The 14,738-nt window shown below is 48.6% G+C and carries 13 protein-coding genes; 12 read left to right on the top strand and 1 reads right to left on the bottom strand.

All coding sequences use genetic code 11. The annotated features are described in order from the left end of the window. Nucleotides 1-18: 18 nt before the first annotated feature. The 11 genes from ACW9JV_RS16570 to ACW9JV_RS16520 all read left to right on the top strand — a co-directional run bounded on the left by ACW9JV_RS16570 (nucleotide 19) and on the right by ACW9JV_RS16520 (nucleotide 11,823). Nucleotides 19-1,212 carry a quaternary amine ABC transporter ATP-binding protein gene (locus ACW9JV_RS16570; protein ID WP_457336458.1) on the top strand — a complete coding sequence of 398 codons (1,194 nt, stop codon included), beginning with the start codon at nucleotides 19-21 and terminating at the stop codon, nucleotides 1,210-1,212. Continuing rightward, entirely contained in the window at nucleotides 1,209-2,036 is an 828-nt protein-coding gene (locus tag ACW9JV_RS16565) for an ABC transporter permease (protein WP_457336455.1), read from the top strand. Before ACW9JV_RS16570 ends, ACW9JV_RS16565 begins: the two co-directional genes overlap by 4 nt. A 25-nt stretch (nucleotides 2,037-2,061) precedes the next feature. Continuing rightward, on the top strand, nucleotides 2,062-2,988 hold the full coding sequence (locus ACW9JV_RS16560) for a glycine betaine ABC transporter substrate-binding protein (RefSeq protein WP_457336453.1): 927 nt from the start codon (nucleotides 2,062-2,064) through the stop codon (nucleotides 2,986-2,988). Between the two features lie 170 nt (nucleotides 2,989-3,158). Next, entirely contained in the window at nucleotides 3,159-3,989 is an 831-nt protein-coding gene (locus ACW9JV_RS16555) for an AraC family transcriptional regulator (protein ID WP_457336451.1), read from the top strand. 124 nt (nucleotides 3,990-4,113) lie between these two features. Beyond that, nucleotides 4,114-5,265 carry a Gfo/Idh/MocA family protein gene (locus tag ACW9JV_RS16550; RefSeq protein WP_457336448.1) on the top strand — a complete coding sequence of 384 codons (1,152 nt, stop codon included), beginning with the start codon at nucleotides 4,114-4,116 and terminating at the stop codon, nucleotides 5,263-5,265. Nucleotides 5,266-5,280: 15 nt separating this feature from the next. After that, a complete protein-coding gene (locus ACW9JV_RS16545; RefSeq protein ID WP_457336446.1) occupies nucleotides 5,281-6,465 on the top strand; it encodes a dihydrodipicolinate synthase family protein in 1,185 nt (394 codons plus the stop codon). Then, a complete protein-coding gene (locus tag ACW9JV_RS16540; protein WP_457336444.1) occupies nucleotides 6,462-7,283 on the top strand; it encodes a sugar phosphate isomerase/epimerase family protein in 822 nt (273 codons plus the stop codon). The genes ACW9JV_RS16545 and ACW9JV_RS16540 overlap by 4 nt, the downstream gene beginning before the upstream one ends. 220 nt (nucleotides 7,284-7,503) lie before the next feature. After that, on the top strand, nucleotides 7,504-8,706 hold the full coding sequence (locus tag ACW9JV_RS16535) for an NAD(P)-dependent malic enzyme (protein WP_457336442.1): 1,203 nt from the start codon (nucleotides 7,504-7,506) through the stop codon (nucleotides 8,704-8,706). A 265-nt stretch (nucleotides 8,707-8,971) separates the two neighbouring features. Beyond that, nucleotides 8,972-10,012 (top strand): TRAP transporter substrate-binding protein, encoded by a 1,041-nt coding sequence (locus ACW9JV_RS16530; protein WP_457336440.1) that lies wholly within the window; start codon nucleotides 8,972-8,974, stop codon nucleotides 10,010-10,012. Nucleotides 10,013-10,036: 24 nt separating this feature from the next. Further along, on the top strand, nucleotides 10,037-10,519 hold the full coding sequence (locus ACW9JV_RS16525; protein WP_457336438.1) for a TRAP transporter small permease: 483 nt from the start codon (nucleotides 10,037-10,039) through the stop codon (nucleotides 10,517-10,519). Further along, entirely contained in the window at nucleotides 10,516-11,823 is a 1,308-nt protein-coding gene (locus ACW9JV_RS16520) for a TRAP transporter large permease (protein WP_457336436.1), read from the top strand. The genes ACW9JV_RS16525 and ACW9JV_RS16520 overlap by 4 nt, the downstream gene beginning before the upstream one ends. Before the next feature lie 51 nt (nucleotides 11,824-11,874). Here the strand turns inward: ACW9JV_RS16520 and ACW9JV_RS16515 are convergent, their stop codons facing one another. Continuing rightward, a complete protein-coding gene (locus tag ACW9JV_RS16515; RefSeq protein ID WP_457336434.1) occupies nucleotides 11,875-12,504 on the bottom strand; it encodes an SGNH/GDSL hydrolase family protein in 630 nt (209 codons plus the stop codon). Between the two features lie 180 nt (nucleotides 12,505-12,684). Here ACW9JV_RS16515 and ACW9JV_RS16510 point away from each other — a divergent pair, with 180 nt between their 5' ends. Further along, a complete protein-coding gene (locus ACW9JV_RS16510) occupies nucleotides 12,685-14,718 on the top strand; it encodes a beta-galactosidase (RefSeq protein ID WP_457336432.1) in 2,034 nt (677 codons plus the stop codon). Nucleotides 14,719-14,738 lie beyond the last annotated feature (20 nt).

Below are 14,738 nucleotides of genomic sequence, written 5' to 3'. Positions count from 1 at the left end.
ATTCAAAGGAGAATGTTCATGAGTAAAATCGATGTTCAGGAACTAACCAAGATTTTCGGCCCTTCTCCCAAGAAAGGGATGGAGCTCTTAAACCAAGGTGAAACAAAAGATGAAATACTGCAGGAAACAGGGATGACGGTAGGTGTTAATCAGGCTTCCTTTTCGGTGGAGGAAGGAGAAATATTTGTCATCATGGGCCTGTCCGGAAGCGGAAAATCCACCCTGATCCGGCTCCTTAATCGATTGATTGATCCAACGTTCGGTCAAGTCTGGATTGATGATGAGGATATTACACAGGCAACGAACGAACAGTTGATAGAAACCAGACGAAAAAAGCTTGGGATGGTTTTTCAGCGGTTTGGCTTGTTTCCTTTCCGCACGGTTCTCGCTAATGTGGCCTATGGTCTTGAGATTCAGGGGATGGACAAGTCAGAACGGGAAGAAAAAGCATTACAGGCGATTGAAGATGTTGGGCTCAAAGGATACGAAAAGAGCTACCCGGATCAGCTGAGCGGCGGTATGCAGCAAAGAGTAGGACTGGCAAGGGCGCTTGCCAATGAAACAGACATTTTGTTGATGGATGAAGCATTCAGTGCATTGGATCCGCTTATTCGTCAGGAAATGCAGGATGAACTGCTGCAACTGCAAAGCAAATGGAACAAAACTGTTGTATTTATTACACATGATTTAGACGAAGCGTTAAAACTTGGAGATCGGATTGCCATCATGAAAGATGGTGCCATTGTACAGATTGGAACAGCAGAAGAGATTCTGGAATCTCCTGCAAACGATTATGTATCCCGTTTTGTTGAAGATGTAGACCGGTCCAAAGTACTTACAGCCTCCCACATTATGAAACATCCAACGGTTCTGGCGTCTGAAAAAGACGGCCCCCGTGTGGCAGTCAGAAAAATGGAAGATGAAGGGGTGTCCAGTATCTTTGTGGTGGACCGGGAAAGACATCTGCAGGGGCTGCTGACCATTGATGATGCCATTGAAGCCTACAAAAGAGGTGTTGATATGAAGACGGTACTTGTTTCCAATTTTCATACAACCACCCCGGAAACACCGATACAAGACTTGATAGCAAGTGCAGTGGACACCAAATATCCGATTACCGTATTAAAGGAAGGAAAACTAGAAGGAATTGTATCCAGAGTGTCTATTCTGTCCGGGCTGGTACTTGGTAAAGAGGAGGAGACCACAGCATGAACTTCTATCTTCCATTGGAAGAATGGACCAATACATTTGTGAATGATTGGCTGCTGCCAACCGTTGGAGGCTTTTTTGGAAAATTGAGCGACGGCATTGAGACGGTTGTAGAAGGGTTGACCGATTTCTTGATTTGGCTTCCGCCATTACTTATTACTGTCGTTCTAATAGCATTAGCTTTATGGCTGACCGGCAAAGGCATTGCAATGTTTACTTTAATAGGCTGTCTCTATCTGGGAGCCGTTGAATTATGGCCGGAGGCGATGATGACAGTTGCTATTATCATTGTTGCAACTTTTCTGTCTGTGTTGTTCGGTGTGCCGCTTGGCATACTCGCGGCTAAAAGTGACTTTATGAATCGAATCACCAGGCCTGTCCTTGACTTTATGCAGACCCTTCCGAGTTTTGTGTATTTGATTCCAGCGATATTGCTGTTTGGGCTTGGCGGGGTACCGGCCGTTATTGCAACCTTTATTTTCGCGACGCCCCCCTCTGTCCGTATGACTAACCTCGGTATCCGCCAGGTACCGACAGACATTGCTGAAGCGTCGAAAGCTTTTGGGTCGACATCCTGGCAGATGTTGTTGAAAGTAGAACTGCCTATGTCGCTCCAGACGATTATGGCAGGGATAAACCAGACAATCATGCTGGCGTTATCCATGGCGGTTATTGCGTCGATGATCGGCGCTCCCGGCTTGGGATCGACGGTTCTGTCCGGTATTTCCAATGTGAACGTCGGCCTTGGATTAACCGGCGGGCTCGGCATCGTCGTATTGGCCATTATTATCGACCGAATCACCCAGGGCATTGGAGATAAACTCTAAATCTATGAAAAGGAGAGAAACAAATATGAGAAAGTTTGGACTTAGTTTCATAGCAGCAGCAAGCATGATGGTGTTTGCCGCCTGCGGCGAATCGGAAGAAGGAAACAATGGAGAAAATACCTCAGAGGCTTCAGGAGAAGCTTCCCAGAGTGAAGAATCTGCAAATAATGAGACGTCAAAAGATGAGGTTATTGAAATAGGAGTTACTCCATGGACAAGCACGGTCCCTCCGACTGAAATTGCAACGATTATCCTGGAAGACATGGGGTATGAGGTAGAGCAGACACAGGCCGATGTCGGCGGCGTATTTACCGGATTATCCAGTGGTGAGCTCGATGTGTTTATGGACGGCTGGTTCCCGATGCACAACACGTATATGGAAGAGTATGGGGACAGCCTGGATGAAACAGCAGTCAGCTATCCGGAAGCGGAAGTCGGCTGGGTTGTACCGACGTACATGGAAGACATTAACTCCCTGGAAGATTTAAAAGGCAATGAAGGCCAATTCGAAAACGAAATGTATGCCATCGAAGAAGGGGCGGAAGCTACCGAAACATCGCGGGAAATGGTGGAAAACTATAACCTGGATCTGGAAGTTGTAGCTTCCAGTGAAGGCGGAATGATGGCACAGGCATCCCGTAAAATGCAGCAGGAAGAACCGGTTGTCTTTTACGGCTGGAGACCACATCCGATGTTTAATAACTATGACCTGAAAGTGCTGGAGGATCCGGATAATTTCTTCGAAACGTCAGAAGTAAAAGTCATTACGAATGCTGATTTTCAGGATAAGGCACCTGAAGCCTATGAATTCCTGAGCAACTGGAGTATTGACATCGGAGAGGTAGAACAGATGATTGTAGATATTGAAGAAGGTAACGAAGATCCGAAAGATGTCGCCCAGGAATGGATAGATAATCATCAGGATAAAGTAGAATCCATGAAAGGTGAATAAAGTATCTCTCAGGCTGCCTGCAGGTGAATAACCGCTGGCAGCCTTTTTTAGCTGCCGGATCCGCTTCAGGGGCAGTGAGACCCGGCAGTTTGTATTCAAACCTTCACGAACTGTAGTATAATAGAAGAAACCCCGAGGTTGTACGAAGGAAGGTATGTGGAGGTCGTACTATGTCGAAGCAGGCAGGAGAACAGCAGGTACAGGAAATGAAACTGTATGAGAGCAAGCACAAGGAAAAAGATCTTGTTCAGACCCATCATCATGCGACGCATCAAATTCTTTACGTTTTGGACGGTACCGGACGATGCACGCTGAATCAAACGGATCACGCGCTGGAATCAGACAATGTGGTACTGATTGCCCCGTATACGAAGCATTCCATCCTTTCCTCCTCGAAAATGACCGTGCTCGTGCTGGAATTCAATGAATCCTTTTTAAGTGACGAAGTCCGGACCGAACTGCTGCCGCTCGTATTTGAGAGCTCCAGTGTGTTGAAGATGAGTCTCTTTGACAGCAGTGAACTGCGGCAGCTGCTCCGCAAAATGTTGTATGAGCAGTCGCACGGGGACAATCTGCGGATGCTTGCGATGAAGATTTTTCTGGCGGAGCTTTTATTTGTCATGAAGCGCTCTTATCATTCGAACCAGGTCGCGGATACAAACATGCTGCGGGTGGAATGGCTCCGCAATTATATTAACACCCATTATTATGAGATTACAGGTTCGGAAGATCTTTCTAAGAAAATGGGAATGAGCACGCGCTACGTGCACAGCATTTTCAAGGAACATTATGAGAAAACGCCGATGCAGTACTTGACGGAAGTCCGGCTGGAGCTGGTCAAGGACATGCTGCTGGAGACCGATAATGATATTGCCTCCATCTGTTTTGAGGTTGGCTTTGAATCGGTTTCGACGTTTTACAGAGTGTTTAAAAAATACGTCGGGGTGCCTCCGAATCAATACCGCACCTCCCACATGGAACCGGGAGACAGGGAAGATTAAGTACTTCCCTGTCTCCCGTTTTTTTGTTCCGATTTTGAGATCATGCTTCCCTAAATAATAAGACATTCTGTATGCGTTTTTATAAGATAAGAGTACATTGAACAAAAAGAGAGGGGATTCTAAGGTGGCTGTACAGAAAATAGGCATTATCATGAACGGCGTAACAGGACGGATGGGGACCAATCAACATCTGATCCGTTCCATTAAAGCAATACGGGAGCAGGGAGGCGTGGCACTCGGAGACGGTGAGTATCTCATGCCGGACCCGGTTCTTGTCGGCCGGAACGAGAAAAAACTGCAGGTACTGGCTGAAAATCATAATATTGAACGCTGGAGCACGGATCTGGAAGCGGCGCTTGCCGATTCTTACAATCAAATCTATTTTGACTCACAGACTACCGTACGGCGGGCCGAAGGAATCAAAAAAGCGATCGCGGCCGGCAAGCATATCTACTGCGAGAAGCCGACAGCGACGTCGCTCGAGGAATCCGTGGAACTCGCCCGCCTGGCCGAGGATGCCGGTGTGAAAAACGGGGTCGTGCAGGACAAACTGTTTCTGCCGGGGCTCATGAAACTTAAGCGTCTCATTGATGCAGGGTTTTTCGGTGAAATGCTTTCCGTCCGGATGGAATTCGGCTACTGGGTATTTGAAGGAGACTGGCAGGAAGGCCAGCGTCCGTCCTGGAACTACAAAAAAGAAGAAGGCGGCGGCATTATCGTGGACATGTTCGCCCACTGGAGATATGTGATCGATAACTTATTCGGGAACGTTAAATCCCTCACCTGCCTTGGGGCAACGCATATTCCGGAGCGTATTGATGAAAATGGAGAACGTTATAAAGCTACCGCCGATGATGCGGCATACGGCACGTTTGAACTCGACAACGGTGTCATTGTGCAGGCGAACTCTTCCTGGGCGGTACGCGTCAACCGCGATGACCTGCTTACTATTCAGGTGGATGGCACCGAAGGAAGCGCAGTGGCAGGACTCCGTGAATGCAAAACCCAGCACAGAGTCAATACACCGAAGCCGGTATGGAATCCGGATATCGAAAACCCATTTGACTTTGAAGACCAGTGGCAGGAAGTGCCGGATAATCAAATCTTTGACAACGGCTTTAAGGTGCAGTGGGAACAGTTCCTGAAGCACGTACATGCTGATGAGCCGTTTCCATGGGATCTGCTGGAAGGTGCGAAAGGAACACAGCTCTCTGATCTCGGCCTGAAATCCTGGGAAGAACGCAAATGGGTGGACGTACCGGAAATTAAACTGTAGAGAGGTGGCATCATCATGGTTCAATCATTAACACTGCCGAAAGCAGACGGAGAATTATATACGTATACCCCGGTGCAGGGGACGGCTTTTGAAGTTGAAAAGGGAAAGCCGTTTGAAAAGCGGACGGCTTTTTCCGCAGCCCACGTAGTCTGTGATCCGCTGGTGGATGCCGACCCGCTGCATAACGCGCATATTGACTGGAAAGCAACGATGGAATACCGTCATTATCTGTGGTCGCTTGGTTTCGGGGTTGCCGAAGCCATGGATACTGCGCAGCGCGGTATGGGTCTGAGCTGGGAGAGCGCGAAAGAATTAATACGCCGTTCCATTCCCGAAGCGCGCTCTGTCGGCGGCAGAATCGCCTGCGGAACCGGAACGGACCAGCTGCTTCCTGCGCCTGATGTGACGCTTGCTGATGTGGAGAAAGCGTATGAAGAGCAGTGTGAATTTGTGGAAGGAGAAGGCGGCCAGATTATCCTGATGGCGAGCCGCGCCCTTGCCGCCTGCGCCACGAGTCCCGAAGATTATGAACGGGTGTATGGCAAGATTCTCGGTAAGGTGTCGCATCCGGTTATTCTGCACTGGCTCGGCGATATGTTCGACCCTGCTCTGAAAGGATACTGGGGATATGAAGACCTCGACAAAGCAACTGAAGTATGTTTGAAAGTCATACAGGACAATGTTGATAAAGTCGACGGTATTAAAATATCCCTCCTTGATAAGCAGCGGGAAATCGATATCAGGAACAGACTTCCTGAAAGCGTAAAGCTGTATACCGGAGACGATTTCAATTACCCGGAACTGATTAAAGGTGACGAAAACGGCTACAGCGATGCGCTTCTCGGTATCTTTGACGCGATTGCACCGGCAGCCTCGGCAGGACTTCGGGCACTTGATGAAGGCAATATGGAACGCTACCATGAGATTCTCGACAAAACAGTTCCACTTGCCCGTCATATTTTCCAGAAACCGACATTTGCCTACAAAACCGGGGTGGTGTTTATGGCTTATCTGAACGGTCATCAATCACATTTCCGCATGATTGGCGGGGCGGAAGGTTCCCGGTCCATTGTTCATCTTTCCGATCTATTTGTGATGGCGGATGAAGCCGGACTGCTGTTGGAACCGGAAATGGCAGTGCAGCGGATGAGTCTGGTGCTTGAGCAGGCCGGTGTGAAACAGGGGGTGCAGACGTCATGAGTGATGCCCCTTCCCTGAATCGGATCAGCCTGAACCAGATCACGACCGAACACTGGAGTCTGGAAGAAGCAGTAGAGGGGTGCCTCCGCCAGGATGTACCATGGATCTCTGTCTGGCGCCACAAAATTCATGAAATCGGCCTTGCTCAAAGCCGGAAACTGATAAACGATGCCGGACTTCAGGTATCCAGTGTCTGCCGGGGCGGCATGTTTCCGGCTCCGACACCGGAAGAGAGAAGAGAGCGGATTGAAGATAATAAACGCGCCATAGAAGAGGCTGCTGAACTCGGGACAGATGTCCTTGTCCTTGTCTGCGGTCCGGCGCCGGATCGGGATATTGACGACGCACGAAAATGGGTGGAAGAAGGGATTAAAGAACTGATCCCGTTTGCAAAACAGCACGGTGTGAAACTCGGTATCGAACCGCTGCATCCGATGTATGCGGCGGACCGGTCGGTCATTTCCACGCTCGGCCAGGCGAATGATATCAGTGAAAGACTGCAGTCTGATGATGTCGGCGTAGTCGTCGATGTCTTTCATGTCTGGTGGGATCCGCAGTTGTACAACGAGATTGCGAGGGCAAAAGGAAGCATCCTCGGATTTCACGTGTCCGACTGGATTGTGCCGCTGCCGGATATCTTTAAGGCAAGAGGCATGATGGGAGACGGTGTCATTGAACTGAGAAGAATGCGCCAGGCGGTGGAAGCAGCCGGATACCATGGTCCCATCGAGGTGGAAATCATTAACGACGCCATCTGGAATCAACCAGGTGATGAAACACTGAAACAGATGAAAGAGCGATTTGTGGAACATTGCTGAGCGTGTGAGATGGAGTGGAGAGTATAGATAGAAAAATGTGAAAGCAGCCTGCACGAATGAGGCAGGTGCTTTTCTGACTATTTTAGTTCAGAAAATTCCGATATTAAAGACCTGCGGTGGAAAGCGAAGGGTATGGGAACGGTGGCCGTCCATCAGCAAAGCATGAATAAGACTTTTGAAGAAACGAATATAAGCTTTTAATATACGAGGAGAGATAATGGTGTCAAAAAGAGAACAGGCGCTTGAGATGCACCGCGAAGCAAAAGGCAAAATCGCCGTTCATTCCAAAGTGAAGCTTGAATCAAAAGAAGACCTCGGACTTGCCTATTCCCCCGGTGTAGCTGAGCCGTGTAAAGAGATCAGTAAAGACAGAGACACGATGTATGACTATACGAGCAAAGGCAACCTGGTGGCGGTGGCAAGCAACGGGTCTGCGGTTCTTGGTCTCGGGAATATCGGGGCGGAAGCGTCGATGCCCGTCATGGAAGGAAAAGCGGTACTGTTTAAAGAGTTTGCGGGTATTGATGCTTTCCCGATGTGCATTAATAAGCAGGACCCTGATGAATTTATTGAAGCAGTAAAGGCGCTGGAGCCTGGATTCGGTGGTATTAACCTGGAAGATATCGCTGCTCCGGATTGCTTTCTTATTGAAGAGACGTTAAAGGAAGAACTGAATATTCCCGTTTTTCATGATGATCAACATGGGACGGCTATCGTCACTCTCGCCGGCTTGGTCAATGCGATGAAACTGGCAGGAAAGAAGATCGAAGAATGTAAAGTCGTTATAAATGGCGCAGGATCAGCGGGTATTGCGGTGACGAAATTACTACTTTCGCTCGGCGTGGAAAACCTTATACTCTGCGACTCCAAAGGAGCCATATACGAAGGACGGAAGGAACGGATGAATGCCCGGAAGGACGAACTGGCGGTGAAGACTAACCCGGATCAACAAACTGGACAACTCGGGGAAGTCATTGCCGGCGCGGATGTGGCGATTGGTGTTTCCGCAGCGGAAAGCATTACGCCCGGCATGGTGCATTCCATGAACAGGGATCCTGTCCTATTTGCCATGGCAAACCCTGTGCCGGAAATACTGCCGGAACAGGCGAAAGCAGCAGGGGCGAAAGTGATAGGAACCGGCCGTTCGGATTTTTGCAACCAGATTAATAATGTTCTCGCTTTTCCCGGCATTTTCCGCGGTGCGCTGGATGTCAGGGCATCCGACATTAATGAAGATATGAAACTGGCAGCAGCCTATGCCATCGCAGACCTTCTGGATGACAACGAACTTCATCCGGATTATGTCATCCCAAGTCCGCTGGATTCTAGAGTCGTTAAAGCTGTATCCCGGGCAGTCGCTGAAAAAGCCGTGCAGACCGGCGCAGCCACTCCCGGAATACAAAAACACCCCCTTCGTATGTAACAATTCCTACAAGCCTTTCCATCTATGATAAGATGGAAGGGCTTTTCTTATGTCCGGCTTCTTTTTCTTATTTTTGAAATTCTTTCAGAATGATATGCTTCCCACTTAAAAACAGATATATTTCCGAAAATGATAAAACACTTCTGATAGTAATAAGAATAATCAAATAAAAACGGATACAATTAAAAACAAACAAATACATACAAGATTGTTTGTAAGGGATTTCATGTTTGTCTTGTGAAAATCTATGGATGGAGGAATCAACATGAGAAAAATCGTTCTCTTATGCGTTCTGGTCATGCTGACAGGTGCAGGTTGTTCGAGCGCCACGGAATCTTCTGGTTCGGACAGAAATGGAAGCGATAACAATGCTGACGAGGAGAGAACACTTACGCTTGCCCACATTCACGGCCAGGCGAGTCCTGTTTATGGAAGTCTGCAGGAGTTTGCAGAGGATGTAGAAAATAGTTCGAATGGGTCGATGAAGATCGAGACATACGGGCAGGCGACGCTTGGAGGGGAGACCGTTCTTCTGGAACTCCTCAAGACCGGAGTTATTGATATGGCAAAAGTGAACGGCGGAAAGCTGGAAAGTTTTTCTGAACAGTTTTCGGTATTCAGTCTTCCATATATTTTTGAAGATAAGCAGCATTTCAACAATGTCATGCATTCAGACACGGTGGATCAAATGTATAAGGACCTTGAGTCGACAGGGCTGCGCGGGATTACTCATTACCGTGCAGGAAAGCGGAGTTTCTATACGCAGGATACTCCGATTCAGCATCCGGATGATCTGGAAGGTCTGAAAATAAGGGTTATGAACAACTCCACATCGATCCGGACAATGGATCTGCTTGGGGCTTCTCCTACTCCGCTTCCTGCTTCGGAAGTGTATTCCGGTCTGCAGCAAGGTGTCATTGACGGTGCAGAAAGCAGTCACATTGCCCTGACGGACGCAAACCACGGGGAAGTGGCCAAGGCCTTTTCCTATGACGAGCATACGCGGATCCCGGACTTTCTGATTATGAGCGCGAAAACATGGAACAGTCTATCCGAAGAGGAAAAACAGATGATTCAGGACGCTGCCGAAAAATCCTCCGATTCCCATGATGAGACGTGGGATGAGCTGATGGTGGAAAGCAAGGAACAGGCACGTGAAGAGATGAATGTAACATTCTATGAAGATATTGATAAAGAACCGTTCCGGGAACGGGTACAACCATTAATTGAAGAGCGTCGTGAAAACGAAGATATTGCGGAAATACTGGATCAATTCGAAAGTCTGGCAGAAGAAAGCAGCCAATAAAAACTGGAAGGAGGAGACGTAACGATGCAGAAAACCAAGAAAGCTCTCGACACATTTTTATTAACGGCAGCCAGTATCCTGCTTGTATTTTTGACATTGGCTGCGCTGTGGCAGGTATTCACCCGTTTTGTTCTTGGAAATCCAAGCGTAGTGACAGAAGAAGTGGCTCGCTTTTCCCTTATATGGATCGCGATGCTGGGGGCAGCGTATGGATTCGGCAGTGATGAACATTTGTCGCTCGACTTTATCAGGGAAAAATTTGAAGGAAAAGCATATATGCGTCTGAGGATGGCAATCGATGCCATTGTGCTGCTATTTGCACTGTTCGTATTGGTGATCGGCGGAAGTATCGTCGTCAGTGCCACATTAAGTGAAGTTTCTCCGATTATGGGGATCTCTATGGGAGCAGTGTACAGTATACTTCCGATTTCAGGGATCTTTATTATGATTTACCAGGTAATCAATGTATTGGGTAGAAACAGCGCGGAAGGGAAGGAGCAGACATGAGCATGACGATTTTGACAACGATTGCATTATTCGGTGTATTTTTTATTCTGCTGTTTGTAGGCGTACCGATATCAGTCAGTATCACGGTGGCGACCTTTACGGCCGGACTGCTTCTGCTGCCGATGGATTCCTCCCTGCTTGTCACATCGCAGCAGATTATAACCGGTATCGACAGTTTTGTGCTGGTGGCACTTGTGTTCTTCATGCTCGCAGGAAGTATTATGAATAACGGCGGTATCGCCCAGCGGCTGATCAATCTGGCCAAGCTCGTCGGCGGAAGAATGTCCGGTTCGCTTGCCCATACGAATGTGATCGGAAATATGCTTTTCGGTTCGATCTCCGGGTCTTCGATTGCATCGGCAGCGACGATGGGAAAAATTATGGCCCCACAGCAGAAAAAAGAAGGATATGATCCGGCGTATGCAGCGGCTGTGAATATCGCGTCCGCACCGACCGGACAGATTATTCCGCCAAGCGGCATTCCGATTATCTACTCTCTTCTCAGCGGCGGCACGTCCATCGGAGCGTTGTTTATAGCGGGGTATGTGCCGGGAATTTTGATGGCGCTGCTCGTCTTGATTGTTGCCTACATCATTGCCAAGCGTAACAACTATCCGGTGAGCGGCGGCACGTCCATGAGTGAAGCGGTGAAAATTGTTTTGGAAGCCATCCCGAGTCTACTCCTGATCGTGGTGGTTATCGGCGGGATCGCCGCTGGTGTTTTCACCGCTACAGAAGGTGCAGCGGTCGCTGTATTGTACGCTCTTGTATTAAGTATGATCTACCGTGAACTGGCATGGGCGGATATACCAAAAATCATGAAAGAAACGGTCGCATTTTCCGGCATGATCCTGCTGCTGGTCGGTGCTTCCACCGCTATGTCCTGGATCATGACTTATGCTCAGATTCCACAGACTTTGACGAATGCTCTGCTTGGAATCTCTGAAAACTATTACGTTATTTTACTTATAATTGCGTTTCTGCTGCTGTTCGTGGGGATCTTTATGGATGTGGCGCCGGCGCTGCTCGTGTTCACGCCGATCCTGTTTCCGGTGGCAACGGAACTCGGTGTGGATCCGGTCCATTTCGGTATGATTATGACAATGGGTCTGGCCATCGGGGTGACGACACCGCCGATCGGCACGGTGCTGTTTATCGGCAGCAGCGTCAGCGGAGTGAGTATTGAAAAAATTGTAAAACCGCTTGTTATTTTCTATATTCCACTCGTTATTGCGCTGCTGCTCGTTACCTTCATTCCTGAAATCAGCCTATGGCTGCCAAAAGCGCTTGGCGTGCTGGGGTAAATAGGAAAAAGCCGGTAAAAGGATGTGTTCCAATTACCGGCTTTTTAAGCCTTACCGGGATTCATACAAACGCTGAAGCCAGGTGGATGCCATCAGCATATCGCCTTTTGTATTCATATGCACGCCATCTGTCGTCAATGCCGTTTTGGTCCCGGAGTGCAAATAATGGAGAAAAGCATCGTGTGTTGAAACCAGAAGCGCATTGTGTTCTGCCGCCAGACGTCGTGCCGCTTCGACATAAGGCTGAAGCAGCCTGTTTCCGTCGGACAACGGATCTTCATCAATAATTGTTGGTTCCATCAGAATCAAGCTGGCTTTTGTATGGGATTTCGTCTGTTGAAGCAACTGATGGTATGTTTCTTCGAATCGTTCCGGATAGATTTGTTCGATCTCCGGCCGGTCGAGCTGTCTCCACACGTCATTGATACCGATGGAGATGCTGAGCCACTCCGGCTGCAGAGCCACAACATCCTGTTCCCAACGCTCCGCGAGATCGGTGACCCGATTCCCTCCGATGCCTTTATTATGGATATCAAGCTGCAGAGAAGGATGCCGGGTTAAAAGATAATCGTGAATCAGCCTGACATATCCGTTTCCGATCTGTTCCGGGTCTTCCAATCTGCCGTTTTCGGTGATGCTATCCCCGATAAGAACGAGGCGGTCTTTCGTGTTCCAATTCATGACATGTCCTCCTGTGGAATAAAGGTATACGCACTTACGGATTCGCCAAACAAGACGAGAACACCTCTTTTTTCTAAAATGCATAAAAATTATGGAAGAAAAATAAAGGTATTCCAACATATACAAAAGCATGGTAGACTATAAGAATCTCAAGGCACCTATAAAAGAAAAGGAGTGGAAATGTTGAAAGCGATTTCTAACATTCTTCCTTCGATAGCTTATGGCGGCGATTACAACCCGGAACAGTGGGAGGAAGCGGTCTGGTATGAAGATGCAAAGTTAATGAAAAAAGCCGGAGTCAACCTGGTGTCGGTCGGGATTTTCAGCTGGGCGGTGCTGGAAAGAGAAGAAGATGAGTTTGATTTTACATGGCTGGATAAAGTACTGGATATACTGCACGAACACCATGTAGGAGTATGTCTGGCAACAGCGACCGCTTCCCCTCCGGCCTGGCTTTCGCAAAAATATCCTGAAACCCTGGCTGTGGATCACCATGGAGTTCCATATTCCTTCGGCTCCAGGCAGCACTACTCCCCGAACAGCCCGGTCTACTGCCAAGCGGTGAAGAAGCTGGTCACAAAGCTGGCCGAGCGTTATAAAGACCACCCTGCCCTGAAAATGTGGCATATCAATAACGAATACGGATGCCATGTGTCTGAGTGCTTCAGTGATAATTCTCTTCAGGCGTTCCGCAAGTGGCTGCGCCGGCGGTATGAATCGATTGATACGTTAAATGAGAAGTGGGGCACAAATTTCTGGAGTCAGCGCTACAATTCGTTTGAAGAAATTACCTTTCTGAATAATACACCGACGTTTCCCAATCCCGGTCAGCAATTGGATTACAAACGGTTCATGAATGATTCCCTGTTTGAGCTTTACAAACTGGAAAAAACGATTCTCCGTGACATCACGCCGGACGTTCCGGTGTTTACGAATTTTATGTTTGAATTCAAGCCGCTTGACTATTTTTCCTGGGCTCCGGAGCTGGATGTCGTCACGTGGGATACCTATCCGGACCCCCGTGAAGGCACTCCGGAAGCGCATGCGATGCAGCATGATCTGATGCGGAGCCTGAAAAGCGGGCAGCCGTTTTTCGTGATGGAACAGGTGACGAGCCACGTGAACTGGCGGGATATTAATGTGCCGAAAAAGCCAGGGCGGATGAGGTTGTGGAGCTATGGAGCCATCGCACGGGGCAGCGATGGAATCATGTTTTTTCAATGGAGGCAGAGCAGGGCAGGAGCTGAAAAATTCCACGGTGCGATGGTGCCGCATTCCGGTGACGAACAAAGCAGGGTGTACCGGGAAGTACAGCAGCTCGGCCGGGAGCTGGAGAAACTGGATTCGCTGACCGGGACAGAGGTGCCGGCTGCAGCTGCCATTATCTTTGACTGGGAGAACTGGTGGGCGGTGGAGCTTGAAGGAAAACCACATAATAAGCTATCTTATCTCGAACAGGTGAAAGCCTATTACCATACGTTTTATAAAAACAATATCGCAGTCGATTTTGTCCGTCCGGGCGATGATCTGTCCGGTTATGATCTGGTGGCAGCGCCGATGCTCTATATGATAAAAGACGGGGAAGAGAGGAATCTCGAACAGTACACGGTAGACGGCGGGACGCTTATCGTCAGCTTTTTCAGCGGGATTGTGGATGAAAATGACCGTATTCATCCGGGCCATTACCCGGAACCTCTCCGGCATGTTCTCGGGATGTACGTAGAAGAGTTTGTCCCTATGGCTGATGCAGAAACGAACCAAATCGCGAGGAATACGGAGCATTATGTCTGCTCCACCTGGAGCGACGTGATCCATCTGGAAACAGCAGAAGCCTATGCCTCTTTTACCGGGGACTGGTATCAGGAAAGACCGGCTGTCACTGTCAATCAATACGGGAAAGGAAAAGCAGTGTATGTAGGTACGCAGCCGGAGCAGGCATTCATCGACGACCTCTTGATCCAGCTGGCCCGGGAAAAAGACGTGCAGCCGCCTGCGTCCGCTCCTTCTGACGTTGAAATAGTCACACGCCGTTCTCGAGAAGAAGAGCACCTTATCATGGTCAATCATAATCCGAAGCCTGCACGCATTGTGCTCGACAGGAATCAGACCTATGTCGATCTGTTGACCGGTATCGAAGCCGGAAATGTAGTAACGGTTCAGGCCGAAGATGTTCTGGTTCTGCGTTCACTGAACCAAAAACAAAAGCAAAAATAAAAAGTAAACAAAATGTGTTA

The sequence above is a fragment of the Salibacterium sp. K-3 genome (assembly GCF_054052005.1).
Note: the sequence above shows the minus strand (reverse complement) of the source record. Positions and strands in the feature narration are given on the sequence as shown.